Raw genomic sequence first — 16,708 nt, forward strand, 5'->3', positions numbered from 1 at the left:
CGTTCGCGAAAGGCTTAGACCACTTATACTTTCGCCGGATTCAGAAAAAGGCAGAAGGTCATGATGAAACTCATCGGTTCGCTCGGCAGCCCGTACGTGCGTAAAGCGCGCATCGTGCTCGCCGACAAGAAGATCGACTACGAACTGGTGCCCGAGAACGTCTGGGCGCCGGATACCCGGATTCACACCTTCAACCCGCTCGGCAAGGTGCCGTGCCTAGTGATGGAAGACGGCGAGGCCGTGTTCGATTCGCGGGTGATCTGCGAATACGTCGATACGCTGTCGCCGGTGGGCAAGCTGATTCCGCCGTCGGGGCGCGAGCGCATCGAAGTGCGCTGCTGGGAGGCGCTAGCCGACGGCGTGCTCGACGCGGCCGTGCTGATCCGCCTCGAAAGCACGCAGCGCGCGCCCGAACAGCGCGTGGACGCGTGGGTCGCGCGGCAGCAGCGCAAGATCGACGAAGCGCTGATCGCGATGTCGCAGGGACTCGGCAGCAAGCCGTGGTGCGCGAGCACTCACTACACGCTGGCCGACATCGCGATGGGCTGTGCGCTCGGCTATCTGGACTTCCGTATGCCGGAACTGAACTGGCGCGAATCGCATCCGAACCTGGACAAGCACTTCCAGAAGCTGTCGCAGCGGCAGTCGTTCATCGATACCGCGCCGAAGGATTGATGAAGCTCGAATGAGCATAAAAAAATGCGCCTGCATGTCAGGCGCATTTTTTTATGCGGGTGGTGTTCGTTTGACGTCGGGGCCGGCGTTACCGCTTGCCGTTGCGTCGCCGCGCGATCCCCGGTCCGAACGCGAAACCGATCGCGAGCAGCAGCACCGACACCGCGAGCACCGTGTTGTTGCCGCTCATCACGTAAGGCGTGTTGCCGGCGGTGCCTTGCACGTTGACGTCGAGCGAGCCGACCGTGTATGGCGTCAGGCGCCCGATCACGCGGCCGTTCGCGTCGATCGCGGCCGTCATGCCGGTGTTGGTTGCGCGCAGCATCGGCCGGCCGGTTTCGAGCGAGCGCATGCGCGCGATCTGCAGATGCTGGTCGAGCGCGATGGTGTCGCCGAACCAGGCCAGGTTGGTCGAGTTGATCAGCACGCCGGCGGGCGTCGCGTTCTCGCGCAGCATTCGCGCGATTTCCTCGCCGAAGATGTCCTCGTAGCAGATGTTCACCGCGACCGGCTGGTTATGCACCATGAACGGCTTTTGCACCGGCGGGCCGCGGAAGAAATCGCCGAGCGGAATGTTCATCAGGTTCACGAACCAGCGGAAGCCCCACGGCACGAATTCGCCGAACGGCACCAGATGGTGCTTGTCGTAGCGATAAATCTCGTGCGAGCCGGGCGTCACGCCGAACAGACTGTTGGTGTAGTCGACCACCCGGCCATCCGGCGTGATGGTGCCGCCGATCGCGCCGAACAGCAGCGCGCTGCCGGTCGAATCCGAGAACTGGCGGATCGCGGCTGCGAAGTTCGGCGGAAGCTGCTGCGCGAGCACTGGAATCGCGGTTTCCGGCGTGACGATCAGATCTGCCGGCTTCGACGTGATCATCTGTAGATACTCATCGACCGCCGCGCGCAAGCCAGCTTCCTCGAATTTCATCTCCTGCTTCACGTTGCCTTGCAGTAGCCGCACCGTCAGCGGCGCGTTGGCGGGTGTCGTCCACTGCACGAGCGGCAGCAGCAGGCCGACCACGAGCAGCGCGAGGGCGACGCAGGCTGGCACCGCGATGGCGGCGACGCGCGTGCCGCGGCCTCGCGCGGCGCGGCTGTCGACGTCACCAGCGGCGGCGGCATCCGGCTCGCGCGATTCATTGGCAGACCCGGGGCGCCACGACGGCAGCAGCGCAAGCAACGCCTGCACAATCAATGCGGCCGTCAGCGCGACCATCCAGCCGACGCCATACACGCCGACCACCGGTGCAAACCCCGCCAACGGACCGTCGACTTGCGCATAACCGGTGGCGAGCCACGGAAAGCCGGTGAACACCGTGCCGCGCAGCCATTCGCCGATCGCCCACGCGCTGGCAAAAGCGAGTGCACCGTGCCAGGTCGGCGAGAATGGCGCGCGCTCGTCGGCCGCGCCGTTGCGCGCGTGGCCCGCGCAGAACGACCATATCCCCGCGGCGAGCGCCGGATAGAGGGCGAGATACAGCGAGAACAGCACGAGCGCCGTGCCCGCGAGTGGCGCCGGCATGCCGCCGTAGTAGTGCATGCTCACATACAGCCACCAGACCCCGCTCACGAAGTTGCCGAAGCCGAACGCGCCGCCCGTCAGCGCGGCGCTTTTCCAGCCGGTGCTGCGCGTGAGCCACGCGAAGAAGAACACGAAGATCGCGAGTTGCAGCCAGCCGCCATGCGGCGTCGGCGCGAACGACAGCGTATTGGCCGCGCCCGCGGCCAGTGCGACGAGGTAGTGCCAGCGCGGCAGCGCGCGGCTGCGCGTGACGTCGTCGGTGGGAGCGGGGGCGGCAGCGCTCACGCCGCGGTGCGAGTCGGAAGTGATCGGGTCGGCCATTGTTGCGCGGTCGGCGTCGGAAGTTGAAAGGGTAAATCAGTAGGAAAACGCGTAGACAACATGCGCCTGCAATAACAGCGCGCGGGCGCTCGGGCCGTGCATCGGCCCGAGCCGCCGGCTCAGGTCTGCACGTGCTGCGACTCGCGTTCACGCTGGCCCGCAAGCGGGTCGCGGCGCACCAGCAGCATGTGGATCTGGCGGGCGTCGCCGCGCAGGATCTCGAAGATCAGATCGTCGAGGCGGACCTTCTCGCCGCGATGCGGCACCCGGCCGAAGTGATGCGTGACCAGCCCGCCGATCGTGTCGACTTCTTCGTCTGAATAATGCGTGCCGAAGGTGTCGTTGAACTGCTCGATTTCGGTCAGCGCGCGCACGCGGAAGCGTCCGTCCGGCGACGCGATAATGTTGCCGCTTTCCTCGTCGAAATCGTATTCGTCCTCGATGTCGCCGACGATCTGCTCCAGCACGTCTTCGATCGTGATCAGGCCCGCGACGCCGCCGTATTCGTCGACGACCACCGCGAGGTGGTTACGGTTCACGCGAAAGTCGTGCAGCAGCACGTTCAGCCGCTTCGATTCGGGGATGAACACGGCCGGGCGCAGCATGCCGCGCACGTCGAATTCCTCTTCGGCGTAGTAGCGCAGCAGATCCTTCGCGAGCAGCACGCCGATGATGTTGTCGCGATTGCCCTCATAGACCGGATAGCGCGAATGCGCTTTCTCCAGTACATAGGGGATGAATTCGGCGGGATTGTCCGCGATATTGATCGCGTCCATTTGCGCGCGCGGCACCATGATGTCGCGTGCGCTCAATTCCGAAACCTGGAACACGCCTTCGATCATCGACAGCGAGTCGGCGTCGATCAGGTTGCGCTCGTGCGCGTCCTGCAGAATTTCCAGAAGTTCGGCCCGTGAGTCGGGTTCGGGCGAGATGAAGTCGGTCAGGCGTTCGAGCAGCGAGCGCTTTTCCTGCGGTTTGTCGAGATGGCGTCCGGTATGGCGTCGACTGGGATACGTGTCGTTCATGGTAGTGCGCCCGGCGAGACTGAGCGCGCTGTTACAGAGCGTTAAGGATACACCAGGCACATGGCGGAACCGTGTCCGGCCGGGCCTGGCGATGAGTGAAGCCAAGGTGAAACGGACGCGCCGCGAAGGCGGAGCGTGGAATCATCCTAACCGATTACGCGGGCAAAAGCGCTCGCCGGCAAAAAAGTCGCGGGTGGGGTTTTCGCCGAGATGACGAAATTACACGGCCGGCTTGCAGCGCGCGAGCAGCGCTTCGAGCGCGCGGTCCGGCATCCCGCTTTCGCGCAGCGCATGCACGGTGCGGCTCACGTAATCGAAAGTCGTGCCGTAGCGGCCGCTCGCGCAGCCCAGCACGGTCTGGATGATGTCGTCGCGCAGCTTGCCGGTGTAGCTCGGCACGTCGCGGCGCATCACGAAGGCGAGCGCGTCGACGCGCCGGCCGTCCGCGAGTACGCATGGCAGCCACGCGGGACGGTACGAGCCCATCGGCATTTCGCGGCGCCACAGTGCTTCGAGGTGCGGCATCGAGCCATCGGCCGCGAGCCGGAACGCCATGCCGGTGCACGAGCCGCCGCGATCGAGCGCGAGCACGAGGCCGGGCTGCTCGGGCGTGCCGCGATTCACCCGTGACCACAGATAGAGGCCGCGGTGATAGCCGTGCACCTTCGAGCGCATCGCTTCGACGGTGGGCAGGCCCGGGTTCCAGATCAGCGAGCCATAGCCGAACAGCCACAGGTCGCTCTGGCGGTCCCAGCCGCGCAACGTGCATTCGAGCGACGCGCGCAGTTCGTCGTCCGTCAGAAGCCGCGAGTCGCCGAGCACCGGCGGGTAGTCCGGACAGCGCACGGGGATCTCGGCTTCGGGGGACGGAGTGCTCACGGTGGATTCGGTTGGAGGAGGGGCGGGGACGTCTATTGATAAGGGTCCGGAAAGCCGAGCCGGGCGAGGATTTCGGTTTCGATCGCTTCCATTTCCTCGGCTTCTTCTTCGATTTCGTGGTCGTAGCCCTGTGCATGCAGCGTGCCGTGCACGAGCAGGTGCGCGTAATGCGCGGCGAGCGGTTTGCCCTGCTCGGCGGCTTCCTTCTCGACCACCGGGCAGCACAGAATCAGATCGCCCGTCACCGGGTCGTCTTCCGATTCGGCATAGGCGAAGGTCAGCACGTTGGTCGCGTAATCCTTGCCGCGATAGGTGCGGTTCAGCGTGCGGCCTTCTTCGGCGTCGACGAAGCGAACCGTCAGTTCGCCGTCCGCGAACAGCGCCGCCTTGATCCAGCCTGCCACCGTCGCGCGCGGCAGCAACGCCTTGTGTTCCGGCCAGGCTTTGGCCGCGGGGAATTGCAGGCTCAGTGTTAGTTTTGGGGTGCGGCTCATGCGGATTCTATGCGTGGCGTTCGTGGCTCATTCGTTTTTTGCGGCGTGGTCGCGAGGCCACGCGGGCCTCGCGCTGCGAAGCGCATCGCTTTAGCGCGAATCGGCCGCGGCGGTCGACTTCTGCGCATGCGCATCGTACGCCTCCACAATTCGCGCGACCAGCGGATGGCGCACCACGTCCGCACTCGTGAAGCGCGTGAGCGCGATGCCGCGCACGTTCCCGAGCACCTGCTGCGCTTCGATCAGCCCGCTCTTCTGGCCGCGCGGCAGGTCGACCTGGGTCGTGTCGCCGGTGACGACAGCCTTCGAGCCGAAGCCGATCCGCGTGAGGAACATCTTCATCTGCTCGGGCGTGGTGTTCTGCGCCTCGTCGAGAATGATGAACGCGTGATTCAGCGTGCGGCCGCGCATGTACGCGAGCGGCGCGATTTCGATCATCTGCCGCTCGAACATCTTCGCGGTTTTGTCGAAGCCGAGCAGGTCGTACAGCGCGTCGTACAGCGGACGCAGATACGGATCGACCTTCTGCGCGAGATCGCCCGGCAAAAAGCCGAGCCGCTCGCCCGCTTCGACGGCCGGGCGCGTCAGCACGATGCGCTTGACCTGGTCGCGCTCGAGCGCGTCGACCGCGCAGGCCACCGCGAGGTAGGTCTTGCCGGTGCCGGCCGGGCCGACGCCGAAGGTGACGTCGTGCGACACGATCTGCTTCAGGTACTCGCGCTGCGCCGGCGTGCGGCCGCGCAGATCCGCGCGCCGTGTGTACAGCTTCGGGCCGTATTCCTCGAAATCGTCTTCGCTCGCATTCGCATCGGCGGGCTGGTCGAACGGATGATCGGGGTTGCCCGCGAAGCGCGCGTCGCCGTCGCCGTCGCCGTCGCCGTCGCCATTGCCGTTGCCATTCGAACGATGGCGCGCCGGATGGCGCACTTCGACGAGCGCGAGCTGGATGTCGTCGACCGACAAGGGCTCGCGTGCGCTGTTGTAGAAGTTTTCGAGCGCGGTGAGCGCGAGTTTCGCGCCGCGCCCAAGGATCGTGATGCGGTGGCCACGGCGCTGCAGGGTCACGTCGAGCGCCTGCTCGATCTGCCGCAGATTTTCGTCGAGCGGTCCGCAGAGGTTGGCAAGCCGCGCGTTGTCTTCGCGCGGTGCGGTGAATTCCAGATGCTGCTGAGTGGTCTTCAAGGCGGTGAGTCGATCCTGTCGGTTGCGATACTCAGAATGTCGGTCAGTGCGCTCAGTGTGCTCAGTGCGTGACGGCGGCGCTGTCGTCGTGAACCATCACGAGTTCGCCGCGCAGCGAGTGCGGGTACGCGTGCACGATCTTCACGTCGACCATCTGGCCGATCAGCCGTGCATGCGACGCGACCGGCGCCGGGAAATTGACGACGCGGTTGTTCTCGGTGCGGCCCGCGAGCTCGTTCGGGTCCTTGCGCGCCGGGCGCTCGACCAGAATGCGCTCGACCTTGCCGACCATCGCGTCGCTGATGCGCTGCACGTTCTCTTCGATCGTGGCCTGCAGATGCTGCAGGCGTTTGAGCTTCACCTCGCGCGGCGTGTCGTCGTGCAGGTTCGCGGCCGGCGTACCGGGGCGCGGGCTGTAGATGAACGAGAAGCTCGTGTCGTACTTCATCTCTTCGACGAGCGCCATCATCTTCGCAAAGTCTTCCTCGGTCTCGCCGGGGAAGCCGACGATCATGTCCGTCGATAGCGACAGATCAGGGCGGATCGCGCGCAGCTTGCGGATCACGGACTTGTACTCGAGCACGGTGTAGCCGCGCTTCATCGCCATCAGGATGCGGTCGGAGCCGTGCTGTACCGGCAGATGCAGGTGGCTGACGAGCTTCGGCACCTTCGCGTAGGTATCGATCAGGCGCTGCGTGAATTCCTTCGGATGCGACGTCGTGTAGCGAATCCGTTCGATGCCGGGGATGTCCGCGACGTATTCGATCAGCGTCGCAAAGTCGGCGATCTCGGTCGAGCCCACGGTCAGCGCGCCGCCGAATTTTCCACGATAAGCGTTCACGTTCTGGCCGAGCAGCGTGACTTCGCGCACGCCCTGGTCGGCGAGACCGGCGATTTCGGTCAACACGTCGTCGAGCGGACGCGACACTTCCTCGCCGCGCGTGTACGGCACCACGCAGTAGCTGCAGTACTTGCTGCAGCCTTCCATGATCGACACGAACGCGCTCGGACCTTCGACGCGCGCCGGCGGCAGGTGATCGAACTTCTCGATTTCGGGAAACGAAATATCGACCTGCGCGCGGCCGCTCGCGCGGCGCTCGTCGATCATTTGCGGCAGGCGGTGCAGCGTTTGCGGACCGAACACGATATCGACGTACGGCGCGCGCGCCACGATCGATGCGCCTTCCTGGCTAGCGACGCAGCCACCCACGCCAATGATCAGATTCGGATTCGCGTCCTTCAGCTCGCGCACGCGGCCGAGGTCGGAGAAGACTTTTTCTTGCGCTTTTTCGCGCACCGAGCAGGTATTGAACAGGATCACGTCGGCATCTTCCGGCGTGTCGGTCTTGACGAGTCCTTCAGCGGCACCGAGCACGTCGACCATCTTGTCGGAGTCGTACTCGTTCATCTGGCAGCCAAAGGTCTTTACATAAACTTTCTTGGTCATCGAATTTCGCCGGTCGCAGTGGTTAACCTGGGGGCGTCGTAAAAAGGTGAAGGAGGCCGCGGCGCGCGGCAGCGCGGCGCGTGATGGCCGGCTTGCGCGCGTCTTCGCAGCGTAACTGCATATTATAGCCCTTCACGCTGCGGGGGTTTTGGCGCTCACTGGGCTCTCACTGGGCGCTCACTGGCCGGTCCGGCGGCAGTCCCAACAGGCGTTCCAGTTCATCCGACACCTGCGCGAAGCGCTCGGCGAGGAAATCGAGCAGCACGCGTACGCGCGGCGCCATGAAGCGGTTGCGGTGATACAGCGCGTGCAGCGGCGCGTCCGGGTAGCGCCACTCCGGCAGCAGGATCTTCAGGCGGCCGGCGCGCAGGTCCGCTTCGACGTCCCACATCGATTTGATCGCAATGCCGTAGCCGCGCAACGCCCATTCGCGCGCGACCGCGCCGTCATTGGTTTCGCGCGCCGCTTCGAACGGCACGCTGTAGTGCTGCACCTCGTCGCCGCGCGTGAAGCGCCATTCGCTGGCCGGCCCCGATGTGGTACCGAGCACGATGCAATCGAAATTGGCGAGGTCGAGCGGGTTTTTCGGCTCGCCGCGACGCCCGATGTATTCCGGCGATGCACACAACACGCGCCGGTTCGGCGCGAGCCGGCGCGCAACCAGCGAGCTGTCCTGCGGCACGCCGAAGCGGATCGCCAGATCGATGTCTTCCTGCACGAGATTGGCCAGCGCATCGGACAGCGTCAACGCGAACGTCACGTCCGGGTACAGCGCGTTGAATTCGTCGAGCCAGTGCATCAGCAGATTGCGGCCGAAGTCCGAAGTCGCCGACACCCGCACCTTGCCGCGCACGACGCCCTGGCCCGCTTGCAGCGCGGCTTCGGCGTCGTCGAGCGATTGCAGCGCCTGGCGGCAGCAGTTCAGGTAGAGGCGGCCTTCGTCGGTGAGCCGAAGTTGCCGGGTGGTGCGCTCGAACAGGCGCGCTTTGAGCCTCGCTTCCAGTTTCGCGAGCCGCGCGCTCGCCGCGGCGGGCGTCAGACCCATCTTGCGGCCCGCCGCCGAGAGGCTGCCTTGCTGCGCCGCTTCGACGAAGAGGCGGATGTCGCCGAGGTTATCCATCGCTGGCTTTCAAGCGGAATTTGAAAATGCTTCAAATGCTACGCCAATTATCAAATCGGGGCGGCGCCGCGACAATGCACCCGTCGAAACTCCGCTGCTGTCCTTAGCCATGCAACTCGATCACGCGACCATCGTCACCGCCGAGCTCGATTCGGCCCGACGTTTCTTCGTCGATATCGCCGGGCTTACCGACGGCGCGCGCCCGTCGTTTTCCGTCGACGGCTACTGGCTGTACGCAAGCGGCCGCCCGCTCGTGCATCTGATCGGCGCGCCGGCTTCCGGCGCGGTGGGCCGCATCACGCCGCGCGTCGATCACATCGCCTTTCGGCTCGATAGCGCGGGCGAATGGCAAGCGTTGCTCGAGCGGCTCGACGCGCACTACATCGGCTATCAGACCGCGCAGGTGCCGGCGAGCGCCGCGCAACCGGCGGAGCGGCAGTTGTTCGTCGCGCTCGCGCCGGGCGTCGTCATCGAATTCGTCACAGCGGCGCGCCAGACCATCCAGCCCGAGTCCTGATCCAACCTCATTCCCGGAGCAGAAAAATGCCCATTCCATTACTCGCGCTCGCGATTAGCGCATTCGCGATCGGTACGACCGAATTCGTCATCATGGGCCTGTTGCCCGAGGTTGCGCGCGATCTGGCCGTGTCGATTCCGTCCGCGGGCCTGCTCGTCAGCGGCTATGCGCTTGGCGTCGCGGTCGGCGCGCCACTGCTCGCGGTGATCACGAGCAGGATGTCGCGCAAATTCGCGCTGCAACTGCTGATGGGTGTGTTCGTCGTCGGCAATGTGCTGTGCGCGCTGGCGCCGAGCTATTCGGTGCTGATGATCGCGCGCGTCGTGACCTCGTTCGCGCACGGCTCGTTCTTCGGCATCGGTGCGGTGGTCGCCGCCTCGCTCGTGCCGGCCGACAAGCGCGCGAGCGCGATCGCGCTGATGTTCACGGGCCTGACGCTCGCCAACGTGCTCGGCGTGCCGTTCGGCACCTTCATCGGCCAGCAGTTCGGCTGGCGCGCGGCGTTCTGGATCGTCAGCGGTTTCGGCGTGCTGTCGCTCGCGGGCATCAGCGCGCTGGTGCCGAACCGCCACGACACCGGGCCGGCCGGCCTCGGCCACGAAGTGCGCGTGCTGAAAGACCCGCAAGTGTGGACCGCGCTCGCAATGACGGTGCTCGGCTTCGGCGGCGTGTTCGTCGTGTTCACGTATATCGCGCCGATCCTCGAGCAGGTGAGCGGCTTCTCGCCGCGTGGCGTGACGCTGGTCCTCGTGCTGTTCGGCGTGGGCCTGACGGTCGGCAACATGGTCGGCGGCAAGCTCGCGGACCGTGCGCTGATGCCGTCGCTGATGGGCATCCTCGCCGTGCTCGCAGTCGTGATGGCGTTCTTCGCGCGCACCAGCCATTCGCCGCTGGCCGCCGCGGTCACGGTATTCGTGTGGGGCATCGCGGCGTTTGCGACGGTACCGCCGCTGCAGATGCGCGTGGTCGAGAAGGCGGCCGCCGCGCCGAATCTCGCGTCGACGCTGAACATCGGTGCGTTCAATGTCGGTAATGCGGCGGGTGCGTGGCTCGGCGGTCTCGTGATCAATCACGGTCACGCGCTCGATACCTTGCCTTGGGTCGCCGCCGCGGTCAGCGTCGCCGCGCTGCTGCTCACATGGTTCGCGGCGCGGATGGATGCGCCGGCGCGCGCGCTCGCGCAAAGCACGTAAGTCGTCAGTTGCTTGCCTCTGCGATGCTGATAACAGTGTGAAGATAACTTCGTTGGGCGCGGCGAAAGCCGATGCTATCTTGCCTCCACTTACTGCTCTCGCGCCGCCGGGCGGCGCTCTGGAGGCCAATATGCATTCCCCGCTCGCGCTGGTCCGCGATCCTTCGGCCGATGCCGATACCAACGCCGCTCCGCGCTCCGCCGAACCGTTCGATGCGCTCGAACAGCTGGTCGGCGTGAATCTGGCGCGGCTGCGCGCCGAACGGCAGCTTTCGCTCGATGCGCTGGCGCGCGCGTCCGGCGTATCGCGCGCGATGCTCGCGCAGATCGAGTCGGCGCGCAGCGTGCCGTCGATCAAGGTGCTGTGCAAGGTGGCGGCGGCGCTGAAGGTGTCGGTGGCGGCGTTCCTGCGGCGTCACGCGACCAACGGCTTCGAGCATCTGCCGGCCGAGCGTTCGGCCCGCGTGGTCAGCGCGAACGGGCGCTACTCGGTGCGCCCGCTGTATCCCGACGACGAGTCGATCGCTGCCGAGTTTCACGAACTGCGGATCGCGCCGCTGCATACGGAGGCGGGCATTCGCCGCGCGCCGGGCACGACGGTGAATCTGGTGGTCAGCGACGGCACGCTCGAAGTCAGCGTGCACGACCAGCGCCAGCTGCTCGCGACCGGCGACGCGATCGTGTTCGACGCCGACCAGCCGCACAGCCTGCGCAATCCCGGCGACACCGAGGCACGCGCGTTTCGCGTGACGCTGCGGGCTGAGACGCCGCCGCGCTGGGAAGTGCGGGCCGCGAGCGCCGCACGCGATGAAGCTGCGCGCGAAGGCGTACCGGGTTGAGGATCGACGGCGTTCGAGGTTCTGGCGCAGGTCAGGGCGTCGATGCAGGGCCAACGCCGTCAGTAGGGTCTTTATTCGTCGCGCTGCAGCGCTCGCGCGACTGTTGTATGCTTCGCCGGCCGGTCAAACCGGCAATCAGTGCGTCTTCAGGGCGGGGTGCAATTCCCCACCGGCGGTAGGCCGGCAGCGCGACAGCGTGAGCCGGCAAGCCCGCGAGCGCCCGCATCGAGTGGTCTACGCAGTAGCGCAGACCGCGGCGGGGTCAGCAGATCTGGTCAGAAGCCAGAGCCGACGGTCATAGTCCGGATGGAAGAAGATGTGCAGATAGTCATGTGCGTTCCGCGATGCCGCCCGTAGCCTGGGCGGCCGATCATCGTCCGCTTTCGTGCGGCGTGCCAGGCGGCAGCGTGTCAGTCTGTTTGCAATGCCCTGAAACGTTTCTCGCCCAACTTTTGCGATGAGCGTTTCAACATGTCCTTTGCTACTTTTCCCGCTCCGTCGACGATCGCAGACGATGCCTTCGCCGATCTCCCTCTGCTTGCCACCGAAGCCGTTCCGCCGCGTATCGCCGCCGCCTTGCAGGCGCTGCGCGACGGTCGCGCCGTGGTGCTGCAGGACGACCACGACCGCGAGAACGAAGCCGATCTGATCGTCGCGGCCGAGCGCCTGTCGGTCGAAACGATGGCGCTGCTGATCCGTGAATGCAGCGGCATCGTGTGTCTGTGCCTGCCCGACGACAAGATCCGCGCGCTCGAACTGCCGCCGATGGCCGTCAACAACGAAAGCCGTCACGGCACCGCGTTCACGGTGTCGATCGAAGCGCGTGAAGGCGTCAGCACCGGCGTGTCCGCGCAGGATCGCGTGACCACGATCCGCGCGGCGATCGCCGATACGGCCAAGCCCGCCGACATCGTGCGCCCGGGCCACGTGTTCCCGCTGCGCGCGATGCCCGGCGGCGTGCTGGCGCGGCGCGGCCACACCGAAGGCACCGTCGATCTCGCGATCCTCGCGGGCCTAAAGCCGGCCGGCGTGCTGTGCGAACTGATGAACGCCGATGGCACGATGACGCGCGGCGCGGACGTCGAGCGCTTTGCCGCGCAACACGATCTGCCGATGCTGACGATCGCCGAGCTGGTCGAGTTTCGCGAGACGCTCGCGCAGGTGCGCGAGGGTGCGTTGGCCGAGGCTTGACGGGCCATCATCCGTCGAGCGGTACGCGGTGCCATCACGCAAAAAGCCGGTTCTTCGCACGAAGAACCGGCTTTTTTATCGGCGTTGCGCGAAGCCGCTACGACTGCACGTCGCCGAACTCACCGCGCACGCCCGCGTCGATCAGCGCCGGCAGTTCATCCATGTGCTTGATGATTCGCGTGATGCCCATCGCGCGCAGCGCATCCGCATAGCCGTCCGGAATATGGCTCGCGCCGACGAAGGCGATCGTCTTCATGCCGGCCGCGCGGGCCGCGTTCAGGCCCGAGACGCTGTCCTCGACGACGAGGCAGCGCGCCGGTTCGACGCCGAGCGAGGTGGCCGCGAACAGATAGACATCGGGATAGGGTTTCGGCCGCGCGACCTGCTCGGCGCTGAACACGCGCTCGCCGAAAATCTGCTGCAGACCCGCACGCCGCACCGATGCGCTGACGCGCGTCATGCGGCTGTTCGACACGACGGCGGCCGGCAGTGTGACGCGTTGGAGCGCGTCGCGCACACCGTGGATCGGACCGAGCGACGCGGCAAGCGCGAGCTCGACGTTGTGCTCGATCGTATCGAGGAAGTTCGCGGGCAGCGTGATGTCGAACTGCTTTTCGAGGCCGGCGAGAAAGCGCGAAGTTTGCTGGCCGAACGCGGTTTTGATGACAGGGGCGAAATCGATGCCGGGGAAGGTGGCCGTCAGCGTGTCGAACATCACGCGATCGGCGATGACTTCACTGTCGACGAGCACGCCGTCGCAGTCACAGATGAGGTGGTCGATCATGCCTGAAAAACGATAAGCGCAACGCGCGCGGGCGGCGGGTTGCAAGCCCGCTCGTCGGGGTGAAAAGCGTCATCATACGTGCTTTCTGACCACGTTCTTTCGATGTTCTGCCGCCCGCAGACTTATGGCCTTATGGTGTATCGGCCCAGGCCTTCGCCGCGCGGATCGCGCGCTGCCAGCCATCGAGGCAGGTCCTGACCTCCGCGTGCGGCAGCGCTGGCGTGAAGCGATGCTCGAGCTTCCACTGGCTTTTCAACTCGTCGATGTCCTTCCAGTAGCCGACCGCGAGACCGGCCAGATAGGCCGCGCCGAGCGCGGTCGTCTCCGACACCTGGGGGCGCACCGTGTCGACGCCGAGGATGTCGGCCTGGAACTGCATCAGCAGATTGTTCGCGCAGGCGCCGCCATCCACGCGCAGCTCGCCGATGCGAATGCCCGAGTCGGCTTCCATCGCCTTCAGCACGTCGAGCGATTGATACGCGATCGAATCGAGCGCCGCACGCGCGATATGCGCGGAGGTCGTGCCGCGCGTGACGCCGAACAGCGTGCCGCGGGCGCGTGCGTTCCAGTGCGGCGCGCCGAGGCCGGCGAACGCCGGCACCAGATACACGCCGTCGCAATGCCGCACGCTGCGCGCGAGCGTTTCGATTTCGGCCGCGTTCTTGATGATGCCGAGGCCGTCGCGCAGCCACTGCACCACCGCGCCGGCGATGAAGATGCTGCCTTCGAGCGCGTAGTCGATACGATCGCCGATCTGCCAGGCGATCGTCGTCACCAGATTGTTCTTCGATTCGATCGGTTTGGTGCCTGTGTTCATCACGAGGAAGCAGCCGGTGCCGTAGGTGTTCTTGACCATGCCGGACTCGGTGCACATCTGGCCGAACAATGCAGCGTGCTGATCGCCGGCGATGCCCGCGAGGGGAATCTTCGAGGCGAACACGGTGGTCACCGTCGGTCCGTACACCTCCGACGACGGCCGCACTTCCGGCAGCATGCTGCGCGGAATATCGAGCGCGGCGAGCAGTTCGTCGTCCCACTTCAGCGTGTGGATGTTGAACAGCATCGTGCGCGACGCGTTGGTTACGTCGGTGATGTGCAACGCGCCCTTCGTGAAATTCCACATGAGCCAGCTGTCGACGGTGCCGAACGCGAGCCGGCCCTGTCGCGATTTTTCGCGCGCGCCTTCGACGTTGTCGAGAATCCAGCGGATTTTGGTCGCCGAGAAGTACGAGTCGATCGGCAGACCGGTCTTCGCGCGCACGCTCGCTTCGAGACCTTGCGCTTTCAGTTCGTCGCAGAAGTCGGCGGTGCGGCGGTCCTGCCAGACGATCGCGTTGTAGATCGGATGGCCGGTTTCGCGATCCCACACGATCGTGGTTTCGCGCTGGTTCGTGATGCCGATCGCCGCGATCGACGGGCCGTTCATGCCGGCTCGCGTGACCGCCTCGGCGGCGACGCCGGCCTGGCTCGACCAGATTTCCTGCGGATTGTGCTCGACCCAGCCCGGCTGCGGGTAGATCTGCTGGAATTCCTTTTGCGCGGTCGACACGACGTTGCCGCGCCGGTCGAACAGCATCGCGCGCGAGCTCGTTGTGCCTTGGTCAAGCGCGAGGACGTACTGATCCTGCATTGTCTCTTCTCCATGCATGTTACGGATCGCCGGATCGTTTGGCCGGCGATGCGGGCGGCGTGTTGTTGTGAGCGGGCCGCCATAGTGTGAGGGCGCGTGCCGGCGTCGTCCAGCCGAAGCAGCGGTGGGTGGCCGGCTCTGCTCGCGGGGTGGCGTCTGCCGCGTCGCCTAAGCGCTCTGCGGGGCCGGTTCGTGCGCGAACCACGCGTCGATGTCGCGCGTGACCTGCTCGAGCGTGCCCGGCTCGACATGCAGGCCGAGCTTCGAGCGCCGCCACAGCACGTCCTGCGCGGTACGCGCCCACTCCGTATCGCGCAGATAAATCAGCTCGGCTTCGTGCAGTCCCGGCGCGAACTCACGACCGAGTTCGGCGCGCGAGCGCGCCGAGCCGATCACGCGATTCGCGCGCGTGCCATACGCGCGCGCGAGCCGATGCGCGAGCGATGCCGGCAGCCACGCATGTTCGCGCGAGAACTCGCCAAGGAAGCGATTGAAGTTCGCCTGCGCGATGTCGCCGCCCGGCAGCGGCGCGTCGGCGGTCCACGCGGGTGCGCCGCGGCGCAGCGCATCGGTGAGCGTATCGACGGCCTGCTCGGCCAGCTTGCGAAAGGTCGTGATCTTGCCGCCGAATACCGACAGCAGCGGCGCCTCGTTCGCGGGCGCGTCGAGTTCGAGCGAGTAGTCGCGCGTGACCGCCGACGGATTGTCCGCGTTCTCGTCCTCCAGCAGCGGGCGTACGCCCGAATAGCTCCAGCGCACGTCGGCGGGCGAGATCTTCTGCCTGAAGTAGCGGTTGATCGAATCGCACAGGTACTGCGTTTCGTTGGCGTCGATCGCGACTTGCGACGGGTCGCCGCGATATTCGAGGTCGGTCGTGCCGATCAGCGTGTAGTCGTGCTCATACGGAATCGCGAAGATGATCCGCTTGTCCGGGTTCTGGAAGATGTACGCGTGGTCGTGTTCGAACAGGCGCCGCGTGACGATGTGGCTGCCCTTGACGAGCCGCACGCTATGGGACGACGGCCGGCCGAGCGGCCCCTTCAGCAGCTCGCCGACCCACGGGCCCGCCGCGTTCGCGATCGCGGCGGCGCGCACGTCGAGCGTCGCGCCGTCCGCGCGTTGCAGTTGCGCGCGCCACTCGCCGCCGGCGCGCACGGCGGCGATCAGCTTCGTGCGCGTGAGGATCGTCGCGCCGCGCTCGTGCGCGTCGAGCGCGTTCAGCACGACGAGGCGGGCGTCGTTGACCCAGCCGTCCGAATAAACGAAACCGCGCTCGATCGTTTCGACGAGCGGCGCGCCGGCCGGATGCCGGCTCATCACGATGCCGCGCGAGCCCGGCAGCAGTTCGCGTTTAGCCAGATGGTCGTACAGGAACAGACCCGCGCGGATCAGCCAGGCGGGGCGCAGATCAGGCAGGTGCGGCATCACGAAGCGCAGCGGCCAGATGATGTGCGGCGCCGCGCGCAGCAACGTTTCGCGCTCCTGCAGCGCTTTGCGCACGAGCCCGAACTCGCGGTACTCGAGGTAGCGCAGGCCGCCGTGGATCAGCTTGGTGCTCGCCGACGACGTGTGTGCGGCCAGATCGTCCTGCTCGCACAGCAGCACTGACAGACCACGGCCGGCCGCGTCGCGGGCGATGCCGGCGCCGTTGATCCCGCCACCGACGACGAGCAAATCGTATTTCGTGCGTTGCGTCACCTGCTGAGCCCTCTGGATCGAATCGGGACGTGGTTTGGAAAGCTAATTGAACGAATCATGTTCGTTTTCGAACTCTAATGAACATATTCGAAAAAGTAAAGTTCGCTTGACTTGAACGAACGCGGACCGAAAGGCGCCGGAGTGGCGTTACGCGCGACCGCGGACGATACTCTTGGCAGCAGCCATTTC

15 protein-coding genes and 1 riboswitch are annotated in these 16,708 nt (G+C 65.9%); of the genes, 5 read left to right on the plus strand and 10 right to left on the minus strand.

The genetic code is table 11. The features are described from left to right. Positions 1–60 precede the first annotated feature (60 nt). The gene (locus QFZ94_RS15275; protein WP_429457942.1) at positions 61–675 is read left to right on the plus strand and encodes a glutathione S-transferase N-terminal domain-containing protein; all 615 of its coding nucleotides are present in this window, start codon (positions 61–63) and stop codon (positions 673–675) included. An 88-nt stretch (positions 676–763) separates the two neighbouring features. Here the strand turns inward: QFZ94_RS15275 and lnt are convergent, their stop codons facing one another. The 7 genes from lnt to QFZ94_RS15310 form a co-directional block, all read right to left on the minus strand. After that, complete coding sequence (lnt, locus tag QFZ94_RS15280; RefSeq protein WP_429457944.1) at positions 764–2,521, minus strand: apolipoprotein N-acyltransferase; 1,758 nt, start codon at positions 2,519–2,521, stop codon at positions 764–766. A 119-nt stretch (positions 2,522–2,640) separates the two neighbouring features. Continuing rightward, positions 2,641–3,546, minus strand: coding sequence for an HlyC/CorC family transporter (locus tag QFZ94_RS15285; RefSeq protein ID WP_176105093.1), 906 nt, complete (start codon positions 3,544–3,546; stop codon positions 2,641–2,643). Between the two features lie 219 nt (positions 3,547–3,765). After that, positions 3,766–4,425 carry a gamma-glutamylcyclotransferase gene (locus QFZ94_RS15290; protein WP_368584013.1) on the minus strand — a complete coding sequence of 220 codons (660 nt, stop codon included), beginning with the start codon at positions 4,423–4,425 and terminating at the stop codon, positions 3,766–3,768. A 32-nt stretch (positions 4,426–4,457) separates the two neighbouring features. Continuing rightward, positions 4,458–4,919, minus strand: a complete 462-nt coding sequence (gene ybeY, locus QFZ94_RS15295) for an rRNA maturation RNase YbeY (protein ID WP_368584012.1) — start codon at positions 4,917–4,919, stop codon at positions 4,458–4,460. Between the two features lie 90 nt (positions 4,920–5,009). Then, positions 5,010–6,101, minus strand: a complete 1,092-nt coding sequence (locus QFZ94_RS15300; protein ID WP_429457948.1) for a PhoH family protein — start codon at positions 6,099–6,101, stop codon at positions 5,010–5,012. Positions 6,102–6,162: 61 nt separating this feature from the next. Beyond that, positions 6,163–7,548: a tRNA (N6-isopentenyl adenosine(37)-C2)-methylthiotransferase MiaB gene (miaB, locus tag QFZ94_RS15305; RefSeq protein ID WP_410848594.1), complete on the minus strand. Its 1,386-nt coding sequence runs from the start codon at positions 7,546–7,548 to the stop codon at positions 6,163–6,165. 166 nt (positions 7,549–7,714) lie between these two features. Then, positions 7,715–8,668, minus strand: coding sequence for a LysR family transcriptional regulator (locus QFZ94_RS15310; RefSeq protein WP_368584009.1), 954 nt, complete (start codon positions 8,666–8,668; stop codon positions 7,715–7,717). Positions 8,669–8,777: 109 nt separating this feature from the next. On the opposite strand from QFZ94_RS15310, the gene QFZ94_RS15315 reads away from it, so the two are divergent. The 4 genes from QFZ94_RS15315 (at position 8,778) to ribB (ending at position 12,407) form a co-directional block, all read left to right on the plus strand. Then, positions 8,778–9,185: an extradiol dioxygenase gene (locus QFZ94_RS15315; RefSeq protein WP_368584008.1), complete on the plus strand. Its 408-nt coding sequence runs from the start codon at positions 8,778–8,780 to the stop codon at positions 9,183–9,185. Between the two features lie 26 nt (positions 9,186–9,211). Further along, positions 9,212–10,378, plus strand: a complete 1,167-nt coding sequence (locus QFZ94_RS15320; RefSeq protein WP_410848592.1) for an MFS transporter — start codon at positions 9,212–9,214, stop codon at positions 10,376–10,378. Between the two features lie 130 nt (positions 10,379–10,508). Continuing rightward, positions 10,509–11,216 carry a helix-turn-helix domain-containing protein gene (locus QFZ94_RS15325; RefSeq protein WP_368584006.1) on the plus strand — a complete coding sequence of 236 codons (708 nt, stop codon included), beginning with the start codon at positions 10,509–10,511 and terminating at the stop codon, positions 11,214–11,216. A 138-nt stretch (positions 11,217–11,354) separates the two neighbouring features. After that, positions 11,355–11,538: riboswitch (FMN riboswitch) on the plus strand. Positions 11,539–11,687: 149 nt separating this feature from the next. Next, positions 11,688–12,407 carry a 3,4-dihydroxy-2-butanone-4-phosphate synthase gene (gene ribB, locus QFZ94_RS15330; protein ID WP_429457953.1) on the plus strand — a complete coding sequence of 240 codons (720 nt, stop codon included), beginning with the start codon at positions 11,688–11,690 and terminating at the stop codon, positions 12,405–12,407. Between the two features lie 97 nt (positions 12,408–12,504). Here the strand turns inward: ribB and QFZ94_RS15335 are convergent, their stop codons facing one another. The 3 genes from QFZ94_RS15335 to glpD all read right to left on the minus strand — a co-directional run bounded on the left by QFZ94_RS15335 (position 12,505) and on the right by glpD (position 16,519). Then, positions 12,505–13,191: an HAD family hydrolase gene (locus QFZ94_RS15335; RefSeq protein ID WP_176105100.1), complete on the minus strand. Its 687-nt coding sequence runs from the start codon at positions 13,189–13,191 to the stop codon at positions 12,505–12,507. Positions 13,192–13,321: 130 nt separating this feature from the next. After that, positions 13,322–14,821: a glycerol kinase GlpK gene (gene glpK / locus QFZ94_RS15340; protein WP_410848590.1), complete on the minus strand. Its 1,500-nt coding sequence runs from the start codon at positions 14,819–14,821 to the stop codon at positions 13,322–13,324. 168 nt (positions 14,822–14,989) lie between these two features. Further along, complete coding sequence (gene glpD, locus QFZ94_RS15345; RefSeq protein ID WP_429457956.1) at positions 14,990–16,519, minus strand: glycerol-3-phosphate dehydrogenase; 1,530 nt, start codon at positions 16,517–16,519, stop codon at positions 14,990–14,992. Between the last annotated feature and the right edge of the window lie 189 nt (positions 16,520–16,708).

Source organism: Paraburkholderia sp. JPY465 (genome assembly GCF_050436725.1).
In the GTDB taxonomy this organism is placed as follows: domain Bacteria; phylum Pseudomonadota; class Gammaproteobacteria; order Burkholderiales; family Burkholderiaceae; genus Paraburkholderia; species Paraburkholderia youngii.

Bases quoted from the DNA above. Each gene is read 5' to 3' on its own strand.
- QFZ94_RS15320 (WP_410848592.1), top strand. From the start codon at position 9,212: ATGCCCATTCCATTACTCGCGCTCGCGATTAGCGCATTCGCGATCGGT.
- QFZ94_RS15310 (WP_368584009.1), bottom strand. From the start codon at position 8,668: ATGGATAACCTCGGCGACATCCGCCTCTTCGTCGAAGCGGCGCAGCAA.
- miaB (WP_410848594.1), bottom strand. From the start codon at position 7,548: ATGACCAAGAAAGTTTATGTAAAGACCTTTGGCTGCCAGATGAACGAG.
- ribB (WP_429457953.1), top strand. From the start codon at position 11,688: ATGTCCTTTGCTACTTTTCCCGCTCCGTCGACGATCGCAGACGATGCC.
- QFZ94_RS15335 (WP_176105100.1), bottom strand. From the start codon at position 13,191: ATGATCGACCACCTCATCTGTGACTGCGACGGCGTGCTCGTCGACAGT.
- QFZ94_RS15285 (WP_176105093.1), bottom strand. From the start codon at position 3,546: ATGAACGACACGTATCCCAGTCGACGCCATACCGGACGCCATCTCGAC.
- lnt (WP_429457944.1), bottom strand. From the start codon at position 2,521: ATGGCCGACCCGATCACTTCCGACTCGCACCGCGGCGTGAGCGCTGCC.
- glpK (WP_410848590.1), bottom strand. From the start codon at position 14,821: ATGCAGGATCAGTACGTCCTCGCGCTTGACCAAGGCACAACGAGCTCG.
- QFZ94_RS15315 (WP_368584008.1), top strand. From the start codon at position 8,778: ATGCAACTCGATCACGCGACCATCGTCACCGCCGAGCTCGATTCGGCC.
- ybeY (WP_368584012.1), bottom strand. From the start codon at position 4,919: ATGAGCCGCACCCCAAAACTAACACTGAGCCTGCAATTCCCCGCGGCC.
- QFZ94_RS15325 (WP_368584006.1), top strand. From the start codon at position 10,509: ATGCATTCCCCGCTCGCGCTGGTCCGCGATCCTTCGGCCGATGCCGAT.
- QFZ94_RS15275 (WP_429457942.1), top strand. From the start codon at position 61: ATGATGAAACTCATCGGTTCGCTCGGCAGCCCGTACGTGCGTAAAGCG.